The organism is Methyloceanibacter sp. (genome assembly GCF_051306395.1).
Taxonomy (GTDB): domain Bacteria; phylum Pseudomonadota; class Alphaproteobacteria; order Rhizobiales; family Methyloligellaceae; genus Methyloceanibacter.
In genome coordinates, this window is sequence record NZ_JBPPND010000189.1 from 1 (window position 1) to 26,003 (window position 26,003).

31 protein-coding genes and 1 tRNA gene are annotated in these 26,003 nt (G+C 63.2%); 18 read left to right on the plus strand and 14 right to left on the minus strand.

Going from position 1 to position 26,003, the window contains the following annotated elements:
- From ACSLE4_RS09755 to ACSLE4_RS09770, 4 genes are all read right to left on the minus strand, one after another.
- A partial coding sequence (locus ACSLE4_RS09755; RefSeq protein WP_435904264.1) for a hypothetical protein occupies positions 1–903 on the minus strand: 903 nt, incomplete at its 3' end.
- Between the two features lie 68 nt (positions 904–971).
- Positions 972–1,057 (minus strand) — tRNA-Leu (locus ACSLE4_RS09760).
- 37 nt (positions 1,058–1,094) lie between these two features.
- A complete protein-coding gene (locus ACSLE4_RS09765) occupies positions 1,095–1,787 on the minus strand; it encodes a DUF6064 family protein (protein ID WP_435904265.1) in 693 nt (230 codons plus the stop codon).
- Positions 1,787–2,701: an aldo/keto reductase gene (locus ACSLE4_RS09770; protein WP_435904266.1), complete on the minus strand. Its 915-nt coding sequence runs from the start codon at positions 2,699–2,701 to the stop codon at positions 1,787–1,789. Before ACSLE4_RS09770 ends, ACSLE4_RS09765 begins: the two co-directional genes overlap by 1 nt.
- Positions 2,702–2,764: 63 nt before the next feature.
- Between ACSLE4_RS09770 and ACSLE4_RS09775 the strand changes: the two genes are divergently transcribed.
- The 4 genes from ACSLE4_RS09775 (at position 2,765) to ACSLE4_RS09790 (ending at position 5,083) form a co-directional block, all read left to right on the plus strand.
- Complete coding sequence (locus ACSLE4_RS09775; protein WP_435904301.1) at positions 2,765–3,346, plus strand: YqaA family protein; 582 nt, start codon at positions 2,765–2,767, stop codon at positions 3,344–3,346.
- Positions 3,347–3,384: 38 nt separating this feature from the next.
- Entirely contained in the window at positions 3,385–3,846 is a 462-nt protein-coding gene (locus ACSLE4_RS09780; RefSeq protein WP_435904267.1) for a disulfide bond formation protein B, read from the plus strand.
- A 103-nt stretch (positions 3,847–3,949) separates the two neighbouring features.
- Complete coding sequence (locus ACSLE4_RS09785; protein ID WP_435904268.1) at positions 3,950–4,342, plus strand: thioredoxin family protein; 393 nt, start codon at positions 3,950–3,952, stop codon at positions 4,340–4,342.
- Between the two features lie 21 nt (positions 4,343–4,363).
- Complete coding sequence (locus tag ACSLE4_RS09790; RefSeq protein WP_435904269.1) at positions 4,364–5,083, plus strand: cytochrome c biogenesis CcdA family protein; 720 nt, start codon at positions 4,364–4,366, stop codon at positions 5,081–5,083.
- 7 nt (positions 5,084–5,090) lie between these two features.
- Here the strand turns inward: ACSLE4_RS09790 and ACSLE4_RS09795 are convergent, their stop codons facing one another.
- A complete protein-coding gene (locus tag ACSLE4_RS09795; protein WP_435904270.1) occupies positions 5,091–5,657 on the minus strand; it encodes an HNH endonuclease in 567 nt (188 codons plus the stop codon).
- A 153-nt stretch (positions 5,658–5,810) separates the two neighbouring features.
- On the opposite strand from ACSLE4_RS09795, the gene ACSLE4_RS09800 reads away from it, so the two are divergent.
- Positions 5,811–6,266, plus strand: coding sequence for a VOC family protein (locus ACSLE4_RS09800; protein ID WP_435904271.1), 456 nt, complete (start codon positions 5,811–5,813; stop codon positions 6,264–6,266).
- Here ACSLE4_RS09800 and ACSLE4_RS09805 read toward each other — a convergent pair.
- Genes ACSLE4_RS09805 through ACSLE4_RS09815 form a run of 3 tightly spaced genes read right to left on the minus strand, consistent with a single transcriptional unit; the run spans position 6,245 to position 7,741 of the window.
- Positions 6,245–6,919: an alpha/beta hydrolase gene (locus ACSLE4_RS09805; RefSeq protein ID WP_435904272.1), complete on the minus strand. Its 675-nt coding sequence runs from the start codon at positions 6,917–6,919 to the stop codon at positions 6,245–6,247. The genes ACSLE4_RS09800 and ACSLE4_RS09805 overlap by 22 nt on opposite strands.
- A 25-nt stretch (positions 6,920–6,944) precedes the next feature.
- Complete coding sequence (gene bfr, locus ACSLE4_RS09810; RefSeq protein ID WP_435904273.1) at positions 6,945–7,436, minus strand: bacterioferritin; 492 nt, start codon at positions 7,434–7,436, stop codon at positions 6,945–6,947.
- 53 nt (positions 7,437–7,489) lie between these two features.
- Positions 7,490–7,741 carry a (2Fe-2S)-binding protein gene (locus ACSLE4_RS09815; protein ID WP_435904274.1) on the minus strand — a complete coding sequence of 84 codons (252 nt, stop codon included), beginning with the start codon at positions 7,739–7,741 and terminating at the stop codon, positions 7,490–7,492.
- A gap of 339 nt (positions 7,742–8,080) precedes the next feature.
- On the opposite strand from ACSLE4_RS09815, the gene ACSLE4_RS09820 reads away from it, so the two are divergent.
- Entirely contained in the window at positions 8,081–9,397 is a 1,317-nt protein-coding gene (locus ACSLE4_RS09820; protein ID WP_435904275.1) for a response regulator, read from the plus strand.
- A gap of 11 nt (positions 9,398–9,408) precedes the next feature.
- Here ACSLE4_RS09820 and ACSLE4_RS09825 read toward each other — a convergent pair whose 3' ends face one another.
- Positions 9,409–9,585 (minus strand): hypothetical protein, encoded by a 177-nt coding sequence (locus tag ACSLE4_RS09825; RefSeq protein ID WP_435904276.1) that lies wholly within the window; start codon positions 9,583–9,585, stop codon positions 9,409–9,411.
- Positions 9,586–9,685: 100 nt separating this feature from the next.
- A complete protein-coding gene (locus ACSLE4_RS09830; RefSeq protein WP_435904277.1) occupies positions 9,686–11,716 on the minus strand; it encodes a protein meaA in 2,031 nt (676 codons plus the stop codon).
- Between the two features lie 514 nt (positions 11,717–12,230).
- On the opposite strand from ACSLE4_RS09830, the gene ccrA reads away from it, so the two are divergent.
- The 11 genes from ccrA to ACSLE4_RS09885 all read left to right on the plus strand — a co-directional run bounded on the left by ccrA (position 12,231) and on the right by ACSLE4_RS09885 (position 22,019).
- Entirely contained in the window at positions 12,231–13,538 is a 1,308-nt protein-coding gene (gene ccrA, locus ACSLE4_RS09835; protein WP_435904278.1) for a crotonyl-CoA carboxylase/reductase, read from the plus strand.
- Positions 13,539–13,712: 174 nt separating this feature from the next.
- The gene (locus ACSLE4_RS09840; protein ID WP_435904279.1) at positions 13,713–15,401 is read left to right on the plus strand and encodes an acyl-CoA dehydrogenase family protein; all 1,689 of its coding nucleotides are present in this window, start codon (positions 13,713–13,715) and stop codon (positions 15,399–15,401) included.
- Positions 15,402–15,418: 17 nt separating this feature from the next.
- The gene (locus tag ACSLE4_RS09845; protein ID WP_435904280.1) at positions 15,419–15,925 is read left to right on the plus strand and encodes a TspO/MBR family protein; all 507 of its coding nucleotides are present in this window, start codon (positions 15,419–15,421) and stop codon (positions 15,923–15,925) included.
- Positions 15,926–15,944: 19 nt separating this feature from the next.
- Entirely contained in the window at positions 15,945–16,772 is an 828-nt protein-coding gene (locus ACSLE4_RS09850; RefSeq protein WP_435904281.1) for an SDR family oxidoreductase, read from the plus strand.
- A 50-nt stretch (positions 16,773–16,822) separates the two neighbouring features.
- On the plus strand, positions 16,823–17,020 hold the full coding sequence (locus ACSLE4_RS09855) for a twin transmembrane helix small protein (RefSeq protein ID WP_435904282.1): 198 nt from the start codon (positions 16,823–16,825) through the stop codon (positions 17,018–17,020).
- Between the two features lie 92 nt (positions 17,021–17,112).
- Positions 17,113–17,691: a cob(I)yrinic acid a,c-diamide adenosyltransferase gene (locus ACSLE4_RS09860; RefSeq protein WP_435904283.1), complete on the plus strand. Its 579-nt coding sequence runs from the start codon at positions 17,113–17,115 to the stop codon at positions 17,689–17,691.
- Positions 17,692–17,710: 19 nt separating this feature from the next.
- Positions 17,711–18,424, plus strand: coding sequence for a rhomboid family intramembrane serine protease (locus tag ACSLE4_RS09865; protein WP_435904284.1), 714 nt, complete (start codon positions 17,711–17,713; stop codon positions 18,422–18,424).
- Between the two features lie 130 nt (positions 18,425–18,554).
- Entirely contained in the window at positions 18,555–19,304 is a 750-nt protein-coding gene (locus ACSLE4_RS09870) for an electron transfer flavoprotein subunit beta/FixA family protein (RefSeq protein ID WP_435904285.1), read from the plus strand.
- The gene (locus ACSLE4_RS09875) at positions 19,304–20,254 is read left to right on the plus strand and encodes an electron transfer flavoprotein subunit alpha/FixB family protein (protein ID WP_435904286.1); all 951 of its coding nucleotides are present in this window, start codon (positions 19,304–19,306) and stop codon (positions 20,252–20,254) included. Before ACSLE4_RS09870 ends, ACSLE4_RS09875 begins: the two co-directional genes overlap by 1 nt.
- A 20-nt stretch (positions 20,255–20,274) precedes the next feature.
- Positions 20,275–21,216 (plus strand): 3-hydroxybutyryl-CoA dehydrogenase, encoded by a 942-nt coding sequence (locus ACSLE4_RS09880; protein ID WP_435904287.1) that lies wholly within the window; start codon positions 20,275–20,277, stop codon positions 21,214–21,216.
- Between the two features lie 170 nt (positions 21,217–21,386).
- Complete coding sequence (locus tag ACSLE4_RS09885) at positions 21,387–22,019, plus strand: hypothetical protein (RefSeq protein ID WP_435904288.1); 633 nt, start codon at positions 21,387–21,389, stop codon at positions 22,017–22,019.
- 69 nt (positions 22,020–22,088) lie between these two features.
- Here ACSLE4_RS09885 and ACSLE4_RS09890 read toward each other — a convergent pair whose 3' ends face one another.
- On the minus strand, positions 22,089–22,772 hold the full coding sequence (locus ACSLE4_RS09890) for a hypothetical protein (RefSeq protein ID WP_435904289.1): 684 nt from the start codon (positions 22,770–22,772) through the stop codon (positions 22,089–22,091).
- 273 nt (positions 22,773–23,045) lie between these two features.
- Between ACSLE4_RS09890 and ACSLE4_RS09895 the strand changes: the two genes are divergently transcribed.
- Positions 23,046–23,438 (plus strand): hypothetical protein, encoded by a 393-nt coding sequence (locus ACSLE4_RS09895; protein ID WP_435904290.1) that lies wholly within the window; start codon positions 23,046–23,048, stop codon positions 23,436–23,438.
- A gap of 80 nt (positions 23,439–23,518) precedes the next feature.
- On the opposite strand, the gene ACSLE4_RS09900 is transcribed toward ACSLE4_RS09895, so the two are convergent.
- The 3 genes from ACSLE4_RS09900 to ACSLE4_RS09910 form a co-directional block, all read right to left on the minus strand.
- A complete protein-coding gene (locus tag ACSLE4_RS09900; RefSeq protein WP_435904302.1) occupies positions 23,519–24,568 on the minus strand; it encodes a class I SAM-dependent methyltransferase in 1,050 nt (349 codons plus the stop codon).
- 164 nt (positions 24,569–24,732) lie between these two features.
- Positions 24,733–25,353, minus strand: coding sequence for a response regulator transcription factor (locus ACSLE4_RS09905; protein WP_435904291.1), 621 nt, complete (start codon positions 25,351–25,353; stop codon positions 24,733–24,735).
- 1 nt (position 25,354) lies between these two features.
- Entirely contained in the window at positions 25,355–25,912 is a 558-nt protein-coding gene (locus ACSLE4_RS09910) for an ATP-binding protein (protein ID WP_435904292.1), read from the minus strand.
- Positions 25,913–26,003 lie beyond the last annotated feature (91 nt).

Genomic DNA, 26,003 nt, shown 5'->3' on the forward strand with positions numbered 1-26,003 from the left:
CGCATCGGCCCCGCGCCACGACGTGGCGACCACGCGGGCGAGCGCGATGATGATGAACGGATAGGCGAGCAGGAAAATCTTATCGAGCATCATCAGGTAGTCCACATCCGGGAGAGATGCGGTTGCCGTCAGTTGCAGCGCGACCAGCGTCAGCAGCGCGGTGATGCCGAGGCCTATGCGGCCCTCGACGTAGCGCGGCCGGACGAAATAGACGAGCGAGGCGCAGACCACGATTAGCAGGATCGGCACGAAGGTCTTCAGCGACATGGCGACGGCCGGACGCGTCACCGGCACCGAGATCACGATGCGCGAATATGGATCGGCCTCCTCGACCGAGAGGTCGCCGAAATTCGTCGGGTAGGTGTTGGTGGTGACGCGCATGGTTGGCTTGCCCACTTTGAAGCCGGGCAGGGTGATGACCGGATCGATGATCACCGGACGTTCTCCGTCGGGCACGTAGAGCTGCTCGGACTCGCCGGCAAGCGTGTCCTCCATGACGACCTTCAAGACCTGAGTATCGAAGGGATACGCTTCGAGCGGAAACTTCGTGGCAAACAGGCCCTGATAGCGGAGGATGGAATAGAAGCTGCCGTCGGGCATCTTCTCGGGCGTGTCGATCAGCTCGTCTCGGCGATTGTCGTCCGAGGCATAGCGGTTCATGAACTCCATGGACTTGGAGGGATCGATGTCCGGCGAGGTCCAGCGAAACCAGACATAGAGATCGATGACGTAGTTGTTGGTCTTGAAGTCGAGCTGCTGGATGTCGTTGATGTAAGCGCCGACGATCACCTGCTCGGGCTTCGGCGCGGGCGAGGACTCGATGGCCTGCATGACCTGCCGAGGCGGCGCGTCCTGCGCCAGTGACCGCCAGGGCGCGACGCCGACGAGGACGACGAGAAGCAAGGCCGTCAAGTATCGAGAAAGCGGCTGCATCGGATGTCCCCGTCACCCCCGCGTCGTGATCAGGAAAGTGGTGCCCCAGGCCGGACTCGAACCAGCACGCCCTTGCGGACAACAGATTTTGAGTCTGTCGCGTCTACCATTCCGCCACTGGGGCTTTCGGGCCGGGAACATGGGGGAAGCCGTCTATCCGGTCAACTGCCCAAGGGGCGACCCGGCTCTGGACGCTCGATAACGCGGAGAAAGGCGATGCAAAGGGCATAAAGCGCGGCAACCCCGGTGACCGCCGCGTCGGACGACCCCATGGTCCACAGGGTGACGCCGGTGACCGCCGACCACAGCACCGGAACGACCATCAGCTCCCAGCGCATGCGATCCGCAGCCGCCAGGACGCCGAGCGTGCAGAAGACCGTCGGGTCTGGCGCGATGCCGAACAGCTCCGACTGGAGCCACGGCCTGCCGAAAACCACGGCCATCAGCGGGTAGATAACCAGCCCAGCGGGGAACAAGGCGCGGCCCGCTTGGCCGAGAGGGGTGCCGCGCTTGGCGAAGCTCAGACGGTTAAGGACAACGCCGACTAGGACAAGCAGCACGGCCTGCGCGGCGAAGGCGAGGGCGTAAGTGGGCGCCGCCAGGTTGATGGTGGCGTAGCGTTCATGGAAATAGGCCCATGCGACGAAAGCCCAGCAGGCGGCAAGCAGCGCGGCTATTACGCGGCCGGACCAGGGCGACGGCCGATAGAGTAAGACAAGGATCACGAGCCCCGCTGTGAGCGCGAGAAGCTGCACGGGCCAAACCTCGGTGTTGTAGAGTTCGAACAGCCGGTAATAGGTGTCCGGCGAGAACATCAGCAGGTCGCGCGGCTGGTAGGTCCACCACTCCGACATCAGGCGCTTTTGATGTAGGCGACCATGCGGCGGCGCAGTTCGGCCTCAGGCAGCGGCGCGCGCGCCACACTCAGATTCTCGCGCACATGGTCCACGCGCGTCGTGGCGGGAATGGCGCAGGTGATGGCGGGATGCGAGACGATGAATTTGAGCAGGAACTGCGCCCAGCTCTTGGCCCCGATCTCATCCGCCCAAGCGGGAAGCTTCTCGCCTTCGAAACGGTAGATGAGCTCCTTTCGGCGAAACGGCCGGTTGGCGATGACAGCGATGCCTTTCTCCCGTGCGAGCGGGAGAAGACGGTCTTCGGCGTCGCGGTCGGCCATGTTGTACGTGAGCTGCACGAAGTCGAGATCGTGCGTGTTCATGATCTTTTCGACCTCCTCGTGGCGGCGGCCGTGCGAAGTGGTGATGCCCACATAACGAAGCTTGCCTGCTTCCTTCATGGCGAACAGCGTATCGAGATGCTTCTCCCAGGCCACGAGGTTATGGACCTGCAGTAGATCGAAGCGGTCGACGCCCCAATGCGCGTGCGAGGCTTCGATCTGCTCCGGGCCTTCGTCACCCTCCGATGTCCAAACCTTGTCGGCGGAGAAGAGCGGCTTGGGATGGCCGAGCTTTTCGAGGCCGTAGCCGATGACCGGCTGCGCCGAGCCGTACATAGGCGAGGAATCGATCAGCCGCCCGCCGGCATCGAAGAATGCCTTCATGATCTCCGTGCGGTCGTCGCGGGCGACAGGGTCGTCGCCGACATTGAAGGTGATCCAGGTTCCGAGCCCGACGATGGGTAGCGCCTCGCCGGAGGAGGGGACCGGCCTGGCCAAAGGCGCGGTCTGCGCCAGGGCAAGTTCGGGCAACAGCGCGGCGGCGCCGGTCAGGGCGAGCGATCCCAGGACTTCGCGTCGGTTCAGCGGCATCTCCTCCACTTAGGGCCGCGCGTGCCGATGGACAAGCGGGCGGGGCCCCGGTAAATGAGCGCCATGTTGAGGCGGGCCTATGACAAGACCATGGAGCTCGCCGCTCATCGCAACGCTCCGTGGGCCTTAGCGGGCGTGGCATTCATCGAAAGCTCGGTCTTTCCGATCCCCCCCGATGTGATGCTGATCCCCATGGTGCTGGCGGAGCGGCGAAAGGCGTGGCTTTTCGCCGGCATCGCGACGTTGGCCTCCGTGCTCGGCGGCATCTTCGGCTACATCATCGGCTATTTCCTGTTCGAGACGATCGGCCAGCCGATCCTCAGTTTCTACGGCTACGGACACGCCTTCGAGGATTTCGCCAAGCGCTACAACGAGTACGGCGCCTGGATCGTGTTCATCGCCGGCGTGACGCCGTTTCCCTACAAGGTCATCACCATCGCCAGCGGCGTGACCCAACTCAATTTCTTCGTGTTCATGCTGGCGAGCGTCGCCGCGCGGGGCCTGCGCTTCTTTATCGTGGCGGCGCTGCTCTATTGGTTCGGCCCGCCGATCAGGACCTTCATCGACAAATATTTCGCCATCTTGTCGATCGTGTTCGTGGTGCTGTTGATTGGCGGCTTCGTGCTCATCAAATACGTGATGTGACCATGGCGGCAGATAAGGACAGACTGGCGGGGCAGTTGATGGCGGTTAGCGCCGTCCTCTTCGGGCTGGCGCTCCTGACCATCCTGACGGCGCACGCCTTCGAGCAGTTCGGCGGCTACGCGCCATGCCCGCTCTGCCTCCAGGAGCGCTACGCCTATTACTTCGCCGTGCCTGCCGCGCTCATCGCCTTCTTCGCCACGCGGAGCGAGGCGTTCGGCTTCACGCGGCTGGTTCTCGTGCTCATCGCCATCGGCTTTGTTCTCAACGCGGCGCTCGGCGTCTATCACGCCGGCGCCGAATGGAAGTTCTGGCCCGGTCCTGAAACGTGTGCCGGCGGGTTCGATTTGAACTGGGGCAAGGAGGGCATCGTCGATACGCCGGTCATCCGCTGCGACGAGGCGCCGTGGCATTTTCTGGGCCTCTCCTTCGCCGGCTGGAACGCCGTGGTCTCCGCGGGGCTGGCCCTGATCGCCGCCTATGGCGCGGCTCGCCGCGTCTGATCCGGAGCGCCTCCGCTCACGAAAGGTTCAAGCGTGGTGATTGGCGCGGGCCAAGGGCGCGCTGCTATCACAGGCTGAGATTGCTCTCACCTGGAGGTCCAAGATGACCCAGTTTCGCGCCCTTATAGCCGGCCTTGTCGCCCTGATTCTGATCGGTGCCGTCCCCGCAACCGCCGCAGAGTGGAAAGAATTCACGCCCGAGGCGCTCGCCCAGGCGCAAAGCGAGGGCAAGCCGATCCTGGTCGATGTGTTCGCCGCGTGGTGCTCTGTGTGCCGGGCGCAGAACCCGATCCTGACGCAGCTCACGCGCGAGCCAAAATACAAGGACCTCGTGGTGCTGAAAGCCGACTTCGACACCCAGAAGGATGCGCTGAAGCCGTTGAACGTCCGCTCCCAGGGCACGCTCATCGTGTTCAAGGGCGACAAGGAGCTCGACCGGTCGGCCGGCGATACCAGCCAGATCTCCATCGAGGGAATGCTCGACAAGACGCTTTAAACGCCGGCCCGAGGCGCCGCCATGATCGGAAACATCGGCCTTGCGTTTCTCGCCGGCGTGCTGTCGGTGCTGTCGCCATGCGTCCTGCCGCTGCTTCCCGTCGTGCTCGGTACGGCGCAGAGCGAGCACCGTCTCGGTCCCGTCGCGCTCGCCTCCGGGCTCGCGGTCTCTTTCACGATTATTGGCCTGTTCGTCGCCACGATCGGCTTTGCCATCGGTCTCGACACCGACGTGTTCCGCGCCATCTCGGCGCTGCTGCTCATCACCGTCGGCATTGTTCTGCTCGTCCCGCGGCTGCAACAGCAGGTCGCCGTGGCGGCGGGCCCGATGGGCAATTGGGTCGACGACCGCATCGGTGGTTTCTCGGCGACGAGCCTGTGGGGTCAGTTCGGGCTCGGTGTTCTGCTCGGCGCGGTTTGGGTGCCGTGCGTGGGGCCGACGCTCGGCGCCGCCTCGATCCTGGCCGCCAAGGGCGAGGATCTCGGCCAGGTGGCACTCACCATGCTGGCCTTCGGTGTCGGCGCGGCGCTGCCCTTGATGGTGCTCGGCTTCGTGTCGCGCGAGGCGATGATGCGCTGGCGCGGCCGGCTGATGGAAGCGGGCAAAGGGGGCAAGATGCTGCTCGGCGTACTGCTGATCGCGGTCGGCCTGCTCGTGGCCACCGGCGCGGATAAGAGGCTCGAGGCCTTTCTGGTCGACGCCTCGCCGCAATGGCTGACGGAACTGACGACCCGATACTGAGGAGCGCCTACGGCTCCAGTTCGGTATCCCAGTACAGATAATCGAGCCAGCTCTCATGCAGATAGTTCGGCGGGAACAGCCGGCCGTTCCGGTGCAGCTCGAACACCGTGGGGCGGTAGGGCTTCTGCGCCGGCCACATCTTGGCGTGCGCCGGCATCTTGCCGCCCTTCGCGAGATTGCACGGCGCGCAGGCCGTGACCACGTTGTCCCACCGTGTCAGCCCGCCGCGCGAGCGAGGGACGAGATGATCGAAGGTGAGGTCCTGGGGGTCGCCGCAATACTGGCAGAGGAAGCGGTCGCGCAGGAACACGTTAAACCGGGTGAAGGCGGGATAGAGGGCGGGGCGCACATAGCTCTTGAGCGACACCACGCTCGGCAGCTTCATCTCGAAGGAGGGCGAGTGCACCGCGTGCTCGTATTCGGAGACGATGTTGACGCGGTCGAGGAACACGGCCTTCACCGCGTCCTGCCAGCCCCAAAGCGATAGCGGATAGTAGGAAAGTGGCCGGTAGTCGGCATTCAGCACGAGCGCCGGGAAGGTGCCGGGAGTGACCGATGCGGTTGCGACGTTCAAGGCCAAAAGGTCCTTTAACTTGCCCGTCGCACTCGGGCCCATTCTCGTTGTCGCGCGAGATACTATAAGGACGTGTCATGAATGTGAAGGGCCCCATATGATGTAGTAGGCCTTCCATGAAAACATGACTGATGGGTTTTGAGGGAGGTTTTAATGGTCAACGGCGTCGAACGGGAAAGAGGCGGATCCATCATTCCGGCTCTTCGCTACAGGGACGCTACGAAGGCGATCGAATGGCTGTGTGAAGCGTTCGGTTTCCGGTGCAAGTTGGTGGTGCCGGGGGAGGGCGGCCGCATCGCCCATGCCGAACTCACGCTCGGCAACGGCATGGTCATGCTGGGCGACGCCGAGACGGAGTTTGGCAACCTCGTGGAGGCGCCCGGGTCGTCGAAGCGTAGCAGCCCGGCGATCTATGTCGTGGTCGACGGCGTCGATGCCCATTACGCGCGGGCCAAGGAGGCTGGCGCCGAGATCGTGTTCGACATCAAGACGCAAGATTATGGCGGCCGCGACTACACGGTCCTGGATCTCGAAGGTCGCGACTACACGGTCCTGGATCTCGAAGGTCATGTGTGGACCTTCGGTAGCTACGATCCCTGGCTGGCCTGAGCTGCCGCGAACGCCTGTTTGAGAAAGGCGCCGCCAAGTTGCAAGCCTTGTCCGTCGATGCCGTGGCCGATGCCTTGGGAGACGTGCCATTCGACGGGCAATCCCGCCTGGCCGAGCATCTCTCGAGCCATGTACATCGCGTCAACGGGGATGACTTCGTCCATATCGCCATGCACCAGCAGAATGGCCGGTCCTGCGCCAGGCGGCGGCAGGGTCTCGACCGTGGCGAGCGCCCCGGAATAGCCAACAATGGCCGCGGGCGAGGGCTTGCGCGCAAGTCCCACGGCCAGGGCCATCATGGTCCCTTGGCTGAAGCCGACAAGGGCGAGGGACTCCGGCGGCAAATTGTGCCGGACGAGCTCGGCGTCGAGAAAGGCCTCGAGCGGGGGCGCGGCGCGGGTCACGCCTTCGGCAATAATTGACATATCGCCCATGGAGAGGTCGAACCACTGCCGGCCCATGGAGGCCATGCCGCAAGGTTCGGGCGCATTCGGCGAGACAAACGCGGCATGGGGCAGGGCGTGCGACCATTCACGTCCCAAGCCTATGAGGTCGTTGCCGTCGGCGCCATAGCCGTGGAGGAACACCACGAGCTGGCGCGGCGTGCCGGCGGCCGGCGCCAATCGTGGTCCGTCGAGTTGCGGTAAGGTCATCTAGACGAAGCGTAGCAGCTTTGACTTAGTCGTCGCCAGCGTCCTTCGCGGAGTCAGCGTTGAGCTGGCCGTACATTTGCGGGCCGATGTCGTTCAGCAGGCCAAGCTGGGTCTCGATGAAGTCGATGTGACCTTCCTCGTCGGACAGAAGCTCCTCGAACAGGTCCATGCTGACATAGTCCTCTTCCTTCCGGCAGGCGGCGCGGGCTTCCATATAAAGGGCGCGGGCGCCGTACTCCGCCTTGAGATCGCATTCGAGGATCTCCTTGACGTTCTGGCCGATCATCAGCGGGTCGAGCTTCTGCATGTTGGGGAAGCCCTCAAGGAAGATGATACGGGTCACGAGCTTGTCGGCGTGGTGCATCTCCTCGATGGATTCCGCGCGCTCCTTGGCCGCGAGCTTGGTGTAGCCCCAATCGTCAAGCAGCCGATAATGCAGCCAGTACTGGTTGACCGCGGTCAGCTCGCTGGTCAGCGCCTTATTGAGATATTCAATGACAGTGGGATTGCCCTTCATTTCGCGATTCTCCTCTCAACCTCAGTCTTGATCGTTGGGTAGCGCGGGCCCGGCTAGTCGGCCCGGGGTGTGTTGTCGAACGGCGATCGATGCGGAAGAGAGGCCGCCGAGCTCGGTCCCTCCTCGTCGTAGCCAACCATGAGCCTGGTGATGAGCGGCAGGCAGCTGCCGCACGACGGACGCTTGCCGAGGGTCTTGTAGATCAGGCCCGGGGTCAGCACCACGAAAGGATCCTTTGTGCGTAAGGCCGAGACCGCATCGTGAATGTCCTGGGCAGAGATCATGGAGCAGGAACAGACAATCATGCCTCTGTCTAGGACAGCGCGGCGGACTTGTCTTCACGTCCGGCGCCAACAGCTTTGGGGTGCGTCGGACGGGCCTGGCTAGCTCGCCTACTCAGATTAGGATAATTCTAAAGTAGAAAGCGACGGCAGGCAAGAGCCGTCACGCGAACGCAGAAGCATCCGTGAACAGACCTTTGGCAAAGACGAAGCGCCTCCCGCTCTTGAAGGCCTCGGGTGAGGGGCGGCGTGGCCCGCTCGCTTAGGACCTCATAAACCACGCAATTTAGCCGAGTTTTAAATCCTGTCTGCGATGCTCCGCGAAGAACAAGAACCGATAAAGCTTTTTTGGTGGGGGCGATCATGCAAGTGAATGATTTTCATCCGGGGGATCTGTTCGGGCAGATCCAGAGTCTCGTCGATCAACTCGACACGGAGCGCAAAGCGCGCGCTGCGGCGGAGATCACCGGTGCGGCATGCTCCAGTCTGCTGACGATCGTCGGCAAGGAGTTGCTGCCGCCCATGACCTCGATCGCCACGATGGCGGACCGGATTCTCTCTGGCCCGCTGAACGCGGCGCAGCGGCGCGAGGCCGAGGCCTTGGCGCAGTCGACGCAGCGCTTTCTTGGGGCACTCAGCGAAGTTCAAGATTTCAGCGATCTGGAAAGCGGCGAGGCCGAGCTCGCGGTCGAGCGTTTCGATCTGCATGCCATGGTCAAGCAAGCCGCGTCCGTGCTCCAAGAGCGGGCCGGTGCGAAAGGTTTGATGAGCGGCGTGGACATGGCCGACAATTGTCCGCGCTTCATCGTGGGCGACGCGGCGCGCGTCCGTCAGGTTCTCATGGGCCTGATCGAGATGGCGCTGCGGTCCACAACCAAGGGCTCGATCCGGCTCTATGCCAGCATCAACGAGGCCAGCTATCCGATCACGGTGCGTTTCGATGTCACCGACACGGGTGAAGGCTTCAGCGCGGCCGAGCATGCGGCGCTGTTCCAACCGTCCGCCGATGTATCGCGTGTGGGCGGCGGGCTTGGCCTGCCGATCGCCCGCCGTCTCGCCGAGGCAATGGGCGGCGGCCTTGGCTGCGAAAGCGCGGTCGGCCAGGGGTCGCTCTATTGGTTCACATTTCAGACGGTCGTCGCCGACGACATGGCCCACGTCATGGCCTATGATCAGATGGCCGAAGATGAAGCCCCGGTGGAGATCCTCGAGGCGGCCAACGACGATGTGCCGGCCGACCTCAAGCCCAAGCCGGAGCCAAAGTCCAAGAGCGGTGCGCTGTCCGGGCACGTTCTCGTGGTCGAGAGCAACGTGGTCAACCGCTTGCTGATTGGCGCCTATCTCGAGGAGTTCGGTCTGACCCATGAGGTCGCCGAAACCGGCACTGCGGCGCTGATGTGCCTTTCGGCGCGCACCTACGACCTCGTGCTCATGGATACGGCGTTGCCCGACTATGACGGTCTGCAAATGGCGCAGCGAATCCGCGCGCTTCAGGCCAGTTCGTCCGAAGTGGCAGTCGTGGCGCTTACCGCCGTCTCGGACAAGGATAACGGGCAAGGCCTCGTCGAAGCGGGCGTGAATGCGCGCGTGGCGAAGCCGATCCAGGGCCGCGGGCTGTATGCCGCGCTGGTCCCATTCCTTCCGGCGCAAGACGAGGATGTGGTCGCCAAGGCGAGCTAAGCTCGCCAGGCCTACACGTTGTCCAGCAAGACACCGGCGAGCAGGATCAGATAGGCGATCAACATCAGGCCGAGACCGTAGCTAGTGAAGATCGGCAACGGCACGATCATGCCGATTACCACCAGAACGGCGATGACGATCGAAACGATGAAGGTTTCGCGGCGCGGCGTGCTCAGATTGAAGTTCATGAGGCTCCCCCTTGGCTGAACGCCGGAAGCGATTCGGCGTTGGCCGGAGTCTAGCGGCAAAGCTCGCCCGCTGCCATCGCCCAGGCTAAGGGCAGACGTCCTAAAGCGGCACCTTCTCCTTGGCCTCGCTCAGGGGCACGGGAACGCCGGCTTCCGCCAGCACTTCCACCTTCTGATCCACGAGATTGACGATGCCGGTCATGATGTCGTTGAGCTGGAAGTCCTTCGGCGTGTAGACGGCCGATGCGCCGCACTGCTTCAGGATGTTGACGTCCTCCGGCGGGATGATGCCGCCCACCACCACGGGCACGTCGCCCATGCCCGCTTCGCGAAGCTTCTGCGCCACGTCGCGCACCAGCGACACGTGAGAGCCGGACAGGATCGATAGCCCGACGACATGCGCCTTGGCTTCCTTGGCCTGCTCCACGATTTCCGCGGGGGTCAGACGAATGCCGTCATAGATCACGTTCATGCCCACATCGTCGGCGCGCACGGCAATTTGCTCGGCGCCGTTCGAGTGGCCATCGAGGCCGGGCTTGCCGACCACGAAGGTGAGGGTGCGGCCGAGCTTGCCCGAGACTTGCTCGACAAGCTCGCGCACCTGCTTCAGCCGTTCCGTATCGACAGAGTGCTTGGCGCCGATGCCGGTCGGCGCGCGGTACTCGCCGAAGACTTCGCGCAGCACCGCGCCCCATTCCCCGGTGGTGACACCGGCTTTGGCGGCGGCAATCGACGGCGGCATGATGTTGTGGCCTTCGGACGCCGCCTCTTTCAGATCCACGAGCGCTTGGCGCACAGCCGCGTCGTCGCGCTGCTGGCGCCAGGCCTGCAGCGCCGCGATCTGCTCAATCTCGAAGGCCTCAGATACGGTGAGTATGCCTTCGCCGCTGGAATCGAGCGGTGAGGCTTCGGTCTCGGTATAGCGGTTGACGCCGACCAGCACTTGATCGCCGCGCTCGATGTCGGCGATGCGTGCGGCGTTCGAGGCGATCAGCGCCTCCTTCATATAGTCGATGGAGGCCACCGCGCCGCCCATGGCATCGAGCTTGGCAAGTTCCGCGCGGGCCTGTTCCTTCAGTTCTCCGACCTTCTTGTCGATTACCTCGGAGCCGTCGAAGATGTCGCCATACTCCAGAAGGTCGGTCTCGTAGGCCACGATCTGCTGAAGCCGCAACGACCATTGCTGGTCCCAAGGCCGCGGCAGGCCGAGCGCCTCGTTCCAGGCCGGCAACTGCACGGCCCGGGCGCGGGCATTCTTCGACAGCGTGACCGCCAGCATGGACAGTAGGATGCGATAGACGTTGTTCTCGGGCTGCTGCTCGGTCAAGCCCAACGAGTTCACCTGCACGCCGTAGCGGAAGCGCCGGAGCTTCGGATTTTCGACGCCATAGCGGTCGCGTGCGATCTCGTCCCACAGATCGACGAAGGCGCGCATCTTGGATACTTCGGTGATGAAGCGCACTCCGGCATTGACGAAGAAGCTGATCGCTCCGACCACGCTCGGAAAGTCCTCATCGGACACCTCGCCGGAGTTCTTCACCTCGTCGAGGACGGCCACGGCGGTGGCCAAGGCGAAGGCGAGCTCTTGGGCCGGCGTCGCGCCCGCTTCCTGCAAATGATAGGAGCAGACGTTGGTCGGATTCCATTTGGGCATTTCGCGGTTTGTAAAGACGATGACGTCCTTGATCAGCCGCAGCGACGGCGCCGGCGGAAACACATAGGTGCCGCGCGACAAATATTCCTTGAGGATGTCGTTCTGCACCGTTCCAGTGAGCTTGGCGCGGTCGACATTCTGCTCGTCGGCAAGCGAGACGTAGAGCGCGAGCAGCCAGGCGGCGGTGGCGTTGATGGTCATCGACGTGTTCATCGCGTCGAGGGGGATGCCTTCTAGCAGGTGCCGCATGTCGCCGAGATGTGAGACGGGAACGCCGACCTTGCCCACCTCCCCGCGGGCTAGCGCCTCGTCGGAATCGTAGCCGGTCTGGGTCGGCAGATCGAAAGCGATCGAGAGGCCGGTCTGCCCTTTTGACAGGTTCTTCCGGTAAAGCTCGTTCGAGGCCTTGGCCGTCGAATGGCCCGCATAGGTGCGGAACATCCAAGGCTTATCGCGCTCTGTCTTGCCGTCTGCCATTCGTGATCTCCAGGGGCGCTGGGGCGCTCAGTTTGGTCTTATCGAAGCACGAGCTGCCGTCTCGTGGCAACCGAGGGCCCGGTCCTATCCCATGGGCGCGGTGCCTCCGGCAAAGAATAAAGGTGGCGCAACCAGCGCCACCTCAGTGCCCATGGCGTCCTTCTCGGGGTGCGATCTGTTCCCGGAGATCGAGCCGCGACTCACCGTGAAGCCTGTCGGTCTCGCGGCGATGGCGCGGCGAGAATGCGGCATGTGGCCAGCGGCGGCGTGCCGCGCCGGGGGTGCGAATCACCCCTGGGCAGAGCCGTCTCTTTTTGCTAACCCTCCTCCCCGATTGTGGCCGCCCTGCCAAAATTGGGGCATTTCCAAGAGGGCATGCGGCGCTTTCGGGTGGGCTTGCGATTAAGTCTGCGGCCCGCAAACATGTTGCAGTCGCGAGATGGATCGAAGACAATTACCGCAGTGCAAAAAGGCGCCCGAAGAATAGGACTGGGGGGACAACCGGATGAATGAGATGTCTTTAGCTGAAGTTTCTCCAGAAACGTCTGCGCCGAAGGGCGAGATCAAGGATCTCTACGAGATCGGCGAGATCCCCCCGCTCGGTCATGTTCCGAAGAACATGTATGCCTGGGTGATCCGCAAGGAGCGCCATGGGCCTCCGGACGAGGCCATGCAGGTCGAGGTCGTGCCGACTTGGGAGCTCGATTCCCACGACGTGCTGGTCCTCGTGATGGCCGCGGGCGTGAATTACAACGGCGTGTGGGCCTCGCTCGGCCAGCCGATGTCTACCCTCGACGTGCACAAGAACCCCTATCATATCGCCGGCTCCGATGCGTCCGGCATCGTTTGGGCCGTTGGCTCCAAGGTCAAACGCTGGAAGGTCGGCGACGAGGTCGTCATCCATTGTAACCAGGACGACGGCGACGACGAGGAATGTAACGGCGGCGATCCGATGTTCTCGCCGTCCCAGCGCATTTGGGGCTACGAGACGCCGGACGGTTCGTTCGCGCAGTTTGCGCGCGTTCAGGACCGCCAGCTTCTGCCGCGGCCGCAGCATCTCACCTGGGAGGAGGCCGCCTGCTACACGCTGACGCTCGCCACCTCCTACCGCATGCTGTTCGGCCATCGTCCGCACACGCTGAAGCCCGGCCATAACGTCTTGGTATGGGGCGCTTCAGGCGGCCTCGGCTCCATGGCCATTCAGCTCTGCGCCACGGCAGGCGCCAATGCCATCGGCGTCGTTTCCGAGGACGACAAGCGCGACTACGTGATGTCGCTCGGCGCCAAGGGCGTGATCAACCGCAAGAACTTCGACTGCTGGGGCCAGATGCCCAAGGTCGGCACGCCGGAATACGATGTCTGGAACAAGGGTGTGCGCGCCTTTGGCAAGGCGATTTGGGAGGTCACCGGCAAGGGCGTGAATGTCGACAGCGTGTTCGAGCATCCGGGCGAAGCGACCTTCCCGGTCTCCTGCTTCATCGTGAAGCGCGGCGGCATGGTCGTGTTCTGCGCCGGTACGACCGGCTACAACCTCACCATGGACGCCCGCTATGTGTGGATGCACCAAAAGCGCATCCAGGGCTCCCACTTCGCCCATCTGGCGCAAGCGAGCCAGGCCAACAAGCTCGTCATCGAGCGGCATGTCGATCCATGCATGTCCGAGGTGTTTCCCTGGGAGCAGATCCCCAAGGCCCATATGCGTATGTGGAAGAACGAGCATCGCCCCGGCAATATGTCGGTGCTGGTGAGCGCGCCGGTCACGGGTTTGCGGACCTTCGAGGATGTGCTCGAAGCCAGCCAGGAAATGCACGGCAAGTCCTAAGGGGCGCCGTACAGCTTAGATTTTGGCCCTAAGCGGCCTAAAGCGCCCCGGACCCACAACTGTCCGGGGCGCTTTCTTTTTTGCATTTCTCCCCGCGATTGGGGTTTGACTCTCGTTCAACGCCGGGGTTCGTTGTGCCCGAATTCTGACTGGAATCGTTCCGAGGAGCTGACTTTGACCGCCGCCGAGACCGTGACCGACCGTGAGACTTTGAGCCCCGCCGCGCTTATCCCGTTGCTCGAGGGCGCCGCCGAGGCGGCTGGAACCCTGAATGTCCAGGCAACCGATGCCGTGAAGGCCAAACTGGCCCCTGGCGGCAAGATCGATAACGCGGCGCTGGAGCGCGAAGAGCACGTGGCGCACGGGCTCGCCTGGATCTCGACTTACGCGGAAGGCATTCGCCAGCTCGCGGACTACGCTAAGCGCATGGAGGGCGAGGGCCGGTTCGGCGAGATGGAGTCCCTGCTGAGCCAGATAGCGGCGGGCGAGTATCTCGCTCAGCTTGCGGGTGGTGTAACCATGAGCCAGGGCGAGGTGGTCCGGCTGCATGAGCTCGGCTTGGACGGGTCCGCGCGAGCCGCCTTCCTCACCGACGACGTGACCGCGCTGATCGAAGGCGTGACGCCCGAGCTGCGCGCCCGCGTGGTGTCGCTGATCCAAGACGCGCAAGGCGCGGCTTCCGCCAATTTCGGAGATCCCGGTCTGGAAGAAACCTATGAGGAGATTCGCAACGAGATGCGCCGCTTCTCGGAGGCCGAGGTGGTGCCGCACGCGCAAGAGTGGCACCTCAAGGACGACTACATTCCGCTCGAGCTGATCAACCAGATGGCGGAACTTGGCGTGTTCTCGCTGACGCTGCCGGAGGAGTATGGCGGTCTCGGTCTCGGCAAGGAGGCCATGTGCGTCGTCTCCGAGGAACTGAGCCGCGGCTATATCGGTGTTGGCTCACTCGGCACGCGGTCCGAGATCGCCGAGGAGCTTATCTTGAACGGCGGCACGGACGAGCAGAAGCAAGAGTGGCTGCCGAAGATCGCCTCCGGCGAGATCTTGCCGACGGCGGTGTTCACCGAGCCCAACACCGGCTCCGACCTCGCGTCCCTGTCGACGCGCGCGGTCAAGGACGGCGACGTCTATCGCATCACCGGGCAGAAGACCTGGATCACCCATGCGGCGCGCGCCGATCTCATGACCGTGCTGGCCCGCACCGACCCCAATGAGAAGGGCTATCGTGGCCTGTCGATGTTCCTGGCGCCGAAGCCGCGCGGCACCGACGACAATCCGTTCCCGGCCGAGGGCATGTCCGGCGGCGAGATCGAAGTGCTCGGCTATCGCGGCATGAAGGAGTTCGAGCTTTCTTTCGACGGCTTCGAGGTGCCGGCGGCAAATCTCCTCGGCGGCGTCGAGGGCCAAGGCTTCAAGCAGCTCATGCAGACCTTCGAGGCGGCGCGTATCCAGACCGCGGCGCGGGCCATCGGCGTGGCGCAATCGGCGCTCGATATCGGTCTTCGCTATGCCATGGAGCGCGTCCAGTTCGGCAAGCCGATCGTCAAGTTCCCGCGCGTTTCCGACAAGCTTGCCATGATGGCGGCGGAAATCCTGTTTGCGCGTCAGCTCACCTACTACTCCGCCCGCCAGAAGGACGCGGGGCACCGCTGCGATCTCGAAGCCGGCATGGCTAAGTTGCTTGCCGCGCGTGTGGCGTGGGCTGCCGCCGACAACGCGCTGCAGATTCATGGCGGCAACGGCTTCGCGCTCGAATATACGATCAGCCGTGTGCTGTGCGATGCGCGCATCCTGTCGATATTCGAGGGCGCCGCCGAGATTCAGGCACACGTCATCGCGCGTCGCCTGCTCGAACAATGAGTGCGGGCGCCGAGCCTTTGTTTTCCCGGCGATCGACGAGCGCGCTGCTGATCGCGCTCACCGCGTGTTTCGCGGCCTCGGTCATCGGTGGAGCGCTGACGCAGCCCAACCTCGATTGGTACGCCACGCTGACGAAGCCGAGCTTCGCCCCGCCGAATGCTGTTTTTCCTATCGTGTGGCCCATTCTCTACGCGATGATGGCGGTCGCCGCCTGGCTCGTCTGGCGAAGCGGAGGCGATGAGGGCGACAAGAAGACCGCGCTCGTTTGGTTCGGCATTCAGCTTGTGATCAACGTGCTGTGGTCCTTCGCGTTCTTTTGGATGCACAGCCCGTCCTTCGGCTTCGGCGTGATCATGGTGCTGCTCGTCGCAATCGTCATCACCATCGTGTTTTTCGACAGGCTAAGCCGGCCCGCGGCATTGTTGCTTTTGCCCTATGTGCTCTGGGTCGGGTTCGCGGCAGGCCTCAACTTCGTAATCTGGGTGCTGAACAGCGGTGTCGACTTCAGCCAGGCGCCTTCGTGAGCGCACTGCCCCATACCATATGACTCAACGCTCGGTCCTCATCACTGGCTGTTCTTCGGGCATCGGGCTCGCCTCGGCGCGTACGATGAAAGAGCGCGGCTGGCGCGTGTTCGCCACGGCACGGACACCTGACGACCTCGCGCGGCTGAAAGACGAGCATGGGCTCGAGAGCCTGCATCTCGACTATACGGAAGCGGAGTCGATTGCTGCGGCCGCGGACTACGTGCTCGGCGCGACGAATGGCGAGCTCACGGCGCTGTTCAACAATGGCGCCTACGGCCAGCCGGGCGCGGTTGAGGACGTGCCGCCGCAAGCCTTGCGAGCCCAGTTCGAGGCGAATGTGATCGGCTGGCACGACCTCACCCGGCGCCTGATTCCGGCGATGCGGGCGCGGCACGAAGGGCGCATCGTTCAATGCTCCTCCGTGCTCGGTTTGATCGCGGCGCCCTATCGGGGCGCTTACTGCGCCTCGAAATTCGCCGTCGAGGCGCTCAGCGATGCGCTCCGCATGGAGCTCGACGGCAGCGGTATCCAGGTGTCCATCATCGAGCCGGGGCCGATCGCCACGCGCTTCATCGAGCACGCACTCGAAGCCTACCGGCGCAATATCGACATTGAGAACTCGCCGCACAGCGAGATCTATCGCGCGCGGCTGGCCCAGATGGAGAAGGGTGGCCAGACGACCTTCAAGCTTCCACCCGAAGCCGTGGTCAAGAAGCTCATCCACGCGCTGGAGGCCAAGCGGCCGAAGCCGCGCTACTACGTGACCTTTCCCACCTATGCGGTCGCGTTCCTGCGGCGTGTCTTGCCGGTGCGCGCGCTCGACGCGGTGGCGGCAAAGAACTAAAGTCTCGCGCCGGCGTTAGACTTAGGCCCAACGAGACCCTGGAGGGGCACTTGGAAGACACTCTTCGTTGGATTTTGCCATTCGCGCTGGCCGCGGTGGTTATCGTGCTGGTGTTCGGTCTGTTCAACATGCTGCGCGGCGGAAACCCCAATCTCAGCCAAAAACTGATGCGGGCGCGCGTTCTGTTGCAGCTCGTCGCGCTGCTCGTCGTCATGGCGATTCTCTACTTGGCCGGGACCCGGCCCTGATAACGAGGTCTTGACCCGCCAAGGGGCCGGGATACGCTAGTTTCTTAAGCGGGTTTGCGCGCCGCGAGCCCTGGAAGAGCAGGGCGGGTGGTATGGTTGTCCTCAACAAGATTTACACACGGACCGGCGACGACGGCACGACAGCGCTCGGCACCGGGGAACGGGTGGCGAAATACGATCTCCGCGTGGAGGCTTATGGCACGGTCGACGAAACCAACGCGGTCATCGGCCTTGCGCGCCTGCATACAGGCGACACCGATCCGGCACTCGACGCCATGCTGGCGCGCATCCAGAACGATTTGTTCGATCTAGGCGCCGATCTGTGTTTCCCGGACGAGACCAAGGACGGCAGCGCCCGTCTTTCGGTGAGCGACGCACAGGTCGCGCGACTGGAGTCCGAGATCGATGAGATGAACCGTTCGCTTGAGCCGCTGCGGTCCTTCGTGTTGCCGGGAGGGAGGCCCGCCGCAAGCTTTCTGCATTTGGCTCGGACCGTGTCGCGCCGGGCCGAACGGCTGATCGTGGCGCTTGCTTCGCGCCCCGGGGAGCCTGTGAGCGAGCCGGCGATCCGCTACGTCAACCGGCTGTCGGACTTCCTGTTCGTTGCTGCGCGTTACGCCAATGACAAAGGTGCAACGGACGTGACGTGGGTGCCGGGCAAGAACCGTTGAGAAGATCGGCGGTGCGCGCGTGTTCGTCCCCCTTCACGATACCAATCCCCTCAAGAAGATTCGCTTCCAATATGTGACGGTGGGGCTGATCGCCCTCAATGTCGCCATCTATGCGATCTTCCAGACCGGGTGGTTCATTCCACTTGCCGACGAGAACGTGACCGCGTTCGCGGTGATTCCCGCGAAGCTCCTGGCGGACTCAGGCGGCGAGACGGCGTTCTTCGCCAACGGCGCAGTGCTGGTACCGGAGCGGCTGACGCTCGTGTCCTACATGTTCCTGCACGGCGGGTGGATTCACCTGATCGGAAATATGCTGTTCTTGTGGGTGTTCGGCGACAATATCGAAGACGCGATGGGGCATTGGCGCTTCATCATGTTCTATCTGATGTGCGGGATCTTCGCGGCCCTGCTGCACACCTACATGCTGCCCCATTCGGATTTGCCGCTGATCGGGGCGTCCGGCGCCGTGGCCGGAGTCATCGCCGCCTATTTGATCCTGCATCCAAAGGTGAAGGTCTGGGTGCTGGCGCTGTGGCGCATTCCCATCAAAATCACGGCTGCCTGGGCCTTGGGAATCTGGATCTTAGCCCAGTTCGGCAACCTCCTGTTCGAGGGGGAGGAGGCCGTCGCCTGGTGGGCCCATGTGGGCGGTCTGGTCGCCGGTGGGGTGCTGATCCTGTTTATGCGGCGGCGCGGCGTGATCCTGTTCGATCGGACCCGGGGCGGCGCCTGAGGGCGCCCGTAAATCCCCAGGAACCATTGACTCGCCTCAATCCGGGCAGTACGGTCGCCGCCATTTCGCAGTTGCGAGATGCTGGTTTTTGGGGGGCTAATTCAACCGTGCGGGGAACAAAAAAAGCCGCATGAAAATCATGGTACCCGTCAAGCGGGTCATCGATTCAAACGTCAAGGTCCGCGTCAAATCCGATGGCAGCGGGGTTGACCTTGCCAACGTGAAAATGTCGATGAACCCGTTCTGCGAGATCGCCGTCGAGGAAGCCGTCCGCATCAAAGAGCGGGGCGAGGCGAGCGAGGTCGTGGCCGTATCCATCGGCAGTGCCAAGGCGCAAGACACGTTGCGCACGGCGCTCGCCATGGGCGCAGACCGCGCCATCCTGGTGAAAACCGACGAGACCGTCGAACCGCTGGCCGTGGCCAAGGTCCTGAAGGCCGTGGCCGAGAACGAGAAGCCCGACCTCATCATCCTTGGCAAGCAGGCGATCGACGACGACTGCAATCAGACCGGGCAAATGCTCGCCGGCCTCCTCGGCGTGCCGCAAGGGACGTTCGCCTCGAAGATCGAGCTCAATGGCGACAAGGTGAAGGTCACCCGCGAGGTCGATGGCGGTTTGGAGACGGTCGAGCTCACCAAGCCCGCGGTCATCACCACGGATTTGCGCCTCAACGAGCCGCGTTATGCGTCGCTCCCCAACATCATGAAGGCCAAGAAGAAGCCGATCGACGAGACCACGCCTGAGGATCTCGGTGTGGATATCGCCCCTCGGCTGAAGGTGTTGGCCGTGGAAGAGCCTAAGGCGCGCGAGGCCGGGATTAAGGTGGACGACGTGCCGAGCCTCGTCGACAAGCTCAAGAACGACGCGGGGGTGCTCTGATGGCGGTGCTGCTGCTAGGGGAGCACGACAACAAGGCGTTGGCGCCGGCCACGGCGAAGGCGCTCACCGCTGCGCGTGAATTCGGAAGCGACGTCGATATTCTGGTTGCCGGCGAGGGCTGCAAGGCTGTGGCCGATGAGGCGGCGAAGCTTGACGGCGTGCGCAAGGTGTTGCTCGCCGACGCGCCGCATCTCGCGCATCGCCTGGCCGAGGACACTGCGGCAACCATGGTGCCGCTGATGGAGAACTATACGGTGCTCTTGGCGCCGGCGACGACCATGGGCAAGAACGTGTTGCCGCGCATCGCCGCGCTGCTCGATGTGGGCCAGATTTCCGACATCGTCGAGGTCAAGTCGCCGGACACATTCGTGCGCCCGATCTATGCGGGCAATGCGCTTGAGACGGTGCAGACTTCCGACAAGACGATTGTCGGCACGGTGCGGACGACCGCCTTTGCCGCGACGGGAGAGGGCGGCTCGGCCGAGATCGAGACCGTACCGGTTGCCGATGCCGTCGACCAGTCGAGCTTCGTCGGCGCCGATATCACCGAGAGCGAGCGCCCCGAGCTCACCTCGGCGCGCGTCGTTATTTCCGGCGGGCGCGGCATGGCGTCCGGCGATAATTTCGAGAAGCTCATCGCGCCGATCGCCGACCGGCTCGGCGCCGCGATCGGCGCTTCGCGCGCCGCTGTCGACTCCGGCTACATGCCCAACGACCACCAGGTGGGCCAGACCGGCAAGGTGGTGGCGCCGGAGCTCTATATCGCCGTCGGCATCTCGGGTGCCATCCAGCATCTTGCGGGCATGAAGGACTCCAAAGTGATCGTCGCCATCAACAAAGACGCCGAGGCGCCGATTTTCCAAGTCGCCGATTACGGGCTGGTTGGTGACCTGTTCACTGTCCTGCCCGAGCTCGATGCCGAACTGAAGAAAGCCGGATACGGAGAGTAGCGGCTTCATGAGGACGTGTGATGGACGACATAGTGGAAGGTTCGAAACTCCGCGCGGAATCGAAATCGGAGCAGGAGCGTAAAGTGGAGCCCATTAGCAAAGTCGGTATTGTCGGCGGCGGCCAAATGGGAAGCGGCATTGCGCATGTGGTGGCGCTGGGCGGCTACGACGTGGCGATCAACGACATCGCCAAGGAACGGTTCGACTCGGCCCTCGCAGCCATAACCAAGAACATGTCGCGCCAGGTGTCCTCGGGCAAGATCAGCGAGGAGGACCGGGACAAGGCGTTGAGCCGGATCTCCTTCGCCGAGACGTTCCAGGACTTCTCCGACGTGGACCTCGTGGTGGAGGCCGCCACCGAGGACGAGACCGTCAAGCGCAAGATTTTCGTGGCGGTGTGCCCCTTCCTTAAGCCGGACGCCGTGCTGGCCACTAACACCTCGTCCATCTCCATCACGCGGCTGGCGGCCACCACGGACCGGCCCGAGCGCTTCATCGGCATGCATTTCATGAACCCGGTTCCGGTGATGGAGCTGGTCGAGATGATCCGGGGCATCGCCACTGATGACGTGACCTTCACCCGGGCCAAGGATTTCGTCGATACGTTGCACAAGACCATTGCGGTCTCCGAGGACTTTCCCGCCTTCATGGTCAACCGCATTCTCTTGCCGATGATCAATGAGGCGGTCTACACGCTCTACGAGGGTGTCGGCTCGGTTGACGCGATCGATACGGCCATGCGTCTTGGCGCGCATCATCCCATGGGGCCGCTTCAGCTCGCGGACTTCATCGGGCTCGATACCTGTCTGTCGATCATGCAGGTGCTCTATGAGGGCCTCGCCGATTCCAAGTATCGGCCCTGTCCGTTGCTGGTGAAATATGTTGAGGCCGGCTGGCTCGGCCGGAAGACCAAGCGCGGCTTCTATGATTATCGCGGCGAGTCGCCGATGCCGACGCGCTAGCGGGCGCAATTTCCTCTCTAGTTTCGACATGTTCCAGCGTACGCCACTCTGCGTGCGGCGCACGCCGCCACTCGCTTGAAGATGTCATTGTTCGCCGATAAGCTCCCGCCCCGGAACGACTTCTCACATATGGCAGAGGGTGGACTGCCATCACCGCATGGAGATGAGCAATGAAGTTTCAATCGCGTTTCGTGGCCATCGCGCTTGCGCTGGGGTTGGCGCTTGCCGCTAGCCCCGCAGCGGCGGAGTGCAATCCGGACGAGGCTCTGTTCGAAGACGAGTTTGATTTTCTGGACGTCTCGTGGGGCGAGTCTGACGACAATCTATATGTCGAGGACGGAGCCCTGACCGTCAAAGAGTATGGCGGCATCGTCAATTTCAGCACGCGGAACGAGGGCGCCAATGTCTGCATCGATATGACGATCGCCGACGCCTCGAATATCGCCAATAGCCCCATCGGCCTCGTGTTCTGGTGGCAGGACTGGGACAATTACTACTCGATGTTCGTCTGGGCCGACGGCTGGATCGAGGTGAGGAGAATCGTGAACGGCAAGCAGACGACGATCTTCACGGAGGAGACGCTCGCCCTCAAGAAGGGCGTCGGCGAGACCAATAGCGTCGAGCTCGATCTGAAGCCCAAGGACGCCACGATCTTCATCAACGGTACCAAGGTGAAACGCTTCAAAGGCAGGCAGCCTAAGGATGGCGGCGTTGTCGGCGTCTACGGCATCTCGCCGGAAGCCGAGCCCGCGACGTTCACCTTCGATAATTTCGTGGTGAACACGCACGACGAGGAGGATTGAGATCTACGATTTAGGGCCGCTGCCAGCTTCCTGGCGGCGGCCCTTTTCTTTGCGCCTTTCGAGGGCCGGCTAGCGGCCGAAGAGCCAATCCCACCAGCTTGCGCGCGTGGTCCTCATGGCCTTGCGCTCAAGCGGGGCTTGCGGCGCGTTCTTGGCTGTCGGCCTTTCGGTACGCATTGCCAATTGTTGTCTGGGGGCTGTCTCCGGCGCCGGTGCGCGGAGGACCGGCATGTCGGATCGCACGGTCACTTGCTTGGAGACAGCCGGACCGGCCGCCTTGGCAACCGGATTTTTGGCGAAGCGCGCCGTCGCTTGCTTGACAGTGTCCGGCCCGGCGGACTTTGCCGCCGCCCTTTCAGCGGAACGCGCCGAATGTTGCTTGCCGATTTCCGTCTTGGAGGCCCGTTCGGCGAAGGTCACGGCGGAGCGCCCCATGCTCAACCGGCTGCCCGCTGGAGTGGATGCCTTGGTTCCCGGTGCCTCGGCGGAGCGGGTAGGGAGCTGCTTCCCGGCGTCGGCTCCAGCGGCGCGATCGGCCGAGCTCGCCGCGGAACGGCTCATGCTCAGCCTACCGGCCTCCGAGGTCGACACTTTGGTGGCCGGTCCTTGGGCGGAGCGCGTCATGCTCGGCCTGTCAGTATCGGCATTGCGGGTTTGGGGCTCGGCCAGCGCCGTGCTCGAGGCGGCAAGCGATAAAGCGACGGCGCCGGCGGCAACCATCGCAGCAGTGTGTTTCGCATCTTTCGTCGACATTCTTCTCTCCGAAGCTTGGATGAAACGATGCTCCTGCGCCCGATTAAACCCTCCGCTCCATGTCAATTGCAAGGCGGTTGCCGCCCGCGGACCCTGATTTTTTGGCCCATCCTCGGACTTTGTTCGCTGAACGGCAGATGAACGGTGCCCTCAGCTTCGGTTCAGCGCGGATTTGGGAGAATGCCATCTTGTCGAGCGGGGGATCGCTTCCGCTCTTTCGAGATGAACCCCGCGCCTTGTGAGGAAGGCGCATCAGAGTTGGAGGATGATCCGATGTTGAAGACCGCTCTTATGACCGTCGCTGCCGTCGCCACGCTGTCTTTCGGTGCCGTGCAGGCCAATGCCCAGGCCCTTTCGGGCGATGCGCTCCGCGGTGCAGTCAGTGGCAAGACCGTTTTCCTGAACGTTTCCGGCTTCGAGCTGCCGATCCAGTATTCGCCGCGCGGCACGATGAAGGGCAGCATGGGGACCGTTGCCGCGGCGCTTGCCCGTGGCGATGGTTCTTCGGACCGCGGCAAGTGGTGGGTCGACGGCGATCAGCTGTGCCAGAAGTGGTACACGTGGATGGAAGGCCAGACCTATTGCTACAAGCTCAGCCGCAGCGGCAGCAACGTCCGCTGGGTTCGTAATGACGGCCGCTCCGGTACCGCGCGGATCAGCGGCTAGCCGGCTTTCTCCTCTTACCCCCGCCTGCAAACTGGCCGGAGACCGAAAAATCGGGCTCCGGCCTTTTTTATCCGGCCGCTTTAGGGCCGCGCTTCGAGGATCATGTTGAACGGTGTATCGGCGGCGCGGCGCACGCGTGTGAAGCCGGCTTCCTTCAAGACTTCCGTTAAGCGCTTCTCACCGGCCTGGGCGCCGAGCGCGGCGCCGACCTCCTGATTCAGGGATGCGGGTACGCAGATATTGGTGGAGAAGGCGTAGTAGATGCGGCCCACGGGATTGAGGTTCTCTTCGAGCGTATCGCCGGCCAGCGGCTCCACCAGCATCAGCGTGCCCTCCGGTTTCAGGGTCTGCCGGATATGGGCGGCGACGCCGACCGGGTCGCCCATGTCGTGGAGCGCGTCGAACACGGTGACCAGATCGTACCCCGTGCCCTCATAGTCCTTGCCGCTCGCCACATCGAAACGCAGATTGCCCTGGCCGTTGGCTGCCTCGCGCGCGTGATCGATAGAAGCCCGGTGAAAATCGATGCCGACGAAATCGGACTTCGGGAAAGCTTGCGCCATGATGATGGTCGAGGCGCCATGGCCGCAGCCGACATCGGCGACTTTGCCGCCTGACGCAAGCCTTTTGGTGACGCCGTCGAGCGCGGGCAGCCACTCATCCACCAGATGGGCCTTGTAGCCCGGCCGGAAAAATCGCTCTGTGCCGCAGAACAGGCAGTCGCTGTGGTCGCCCCAGCCGACGCCGTCTCCTGACTGGAAGGCGCGTGTCAGCTTCGGTTCGTCGGCGAATACGGCGGCAAGCGAGTAAAAACCTCCCGTCATGTTCACCGGGCTATCGGGGTCGGCTAATACTCCCGCCTGCTCAGGCGTCATCGAGAACGTGCCCGCCGTCTTGTCATGCTCGATGAAGCTGGAGGCGGCCTGCGCCGACAGCCACTCGCGGATATAGCGTTCATGGGTTCCGGTCTTTTTGGCAAGTTCCTGCGCGCTCAGCGGTCCGGCCTCAGCAAGGGCCCGATAGAGCCCAAGCTTGTCGCCCACCAGCACGAGCGCGGCATTGGCGGCGGCGCCCAGTTCCTGGACCATCATGTGGAGCAGGGGCTCCAATTTCTCCATGTTCAAGGTTATCTCCGTACCTCCTTTTGGGGGATCGGGGCGTGCGTTCGCACACCCTTGCGCCCATGCGCATCAGGGCGCCCCGCAGCAGCCTATGGCCCCCGTTTCTGGCGGGGAGAAGGCAGTCTGGAAATGGCCTGAGCTTATTCCTTGAGCGCCCTGCTTGGCATGGAAGGCTAATGCTCGATGGCGATACGCATCAGCTCGGGCAGGGAGTGTACGCCAAGCTTGGGCTTGAGTTGGCTACAGGTGTTGGCGATCGTCTTGTAGCTGACATGCAAGTCCGCGGCGATCTGGGCGTAGGGCTTGCCTTCGGCCAGCAACGACAGGATTTGCAGCTCACGTTCGGTGATGGACCGCAGCGGATTGCTGGTCCGGCCGCGCGCTTCCATGAAGGCCACCTCCGAGGCCAGCTCGTGGCTGAGATAGGGTATGCCGTCGCGAATGTGCTCGAAGGCCTTGACGATCTCTTCGCCTGATGTGTCCTTCAGAATGTAGCCGTTGGCGCCGATTTTCAGCGCCCGGCTCACGATGAACGGGTCGTTGTGCATGCTGAACACGAGGATCGGCGTGCGCGTGTCGTGTAGCCGTAGGCGGCGGATAAAGGAGAGGCCGCCGAGCGCGCCGGTTCGCATGGCAAGATCGACGATGATCACGTCGGGCTTCTTGCTGCGATAGAGGCGGAAGCCCTCGGCGAGGCTCTCCGTTTGAACGATGCGCTTGACGCCGGCTAGTTTTAGAAGCTGCCGGCAGCCTTCCAGCACAATCGGGTGGTCGTCGATAACAAGCACTTCCATTTTAAGATGCCTCGATTCTTTTTTCGTATTTGGGCGTGCTGGCCGTGGTAACCGCGACGGCGGTGACCGGGATGATCACGCGCACGATCGCGCCCTGGCTTGGCGCGCTCTGAATGGCGCAACATCCGCCCAGTGCTTGGACGCGTTCGCGCATGGCGGTGAGCCCGAAGCCGAGTGGCGTGTTGGGCAAGATGCCTCGGCCGTCGTCTTGGATAAGAAGCTGTAGGGTCGGCGTGGCCGCGCCGCAGGTACGGGGGCCGCGCTTCTCGAAAAGATCGACCCTGACCGTATCCGCTTTGCCGTGGCGGATGGCGTTGGTGACGCCCTCCTGGATGCAACGATAGATCGTGAGGTCGATGGCCTCGCCGTAACGCGCGCCGCGGGTCCTGACCGATGGGGTGAGATCCACCTCCGGATAGCGGCGCTGGAGCTCGCGCAAGAGGTCGCCCGCGAGCTCCGACAGCGAGACGCATTGGGCGCGGGCGTCCGGACATACAGCAAAGGCAAGGAGAAGCATAAAGGCCGATAGGGCAGGGACATTCGGAAAGCGACGCGGCATGGGAACACTCATAAAAAAGAGGTGGAGGATACTCACCTCTACACGAGGCCCTGGCAGCCGCGCGATGCCAGGCTTGCTCGTTTTGCACTAG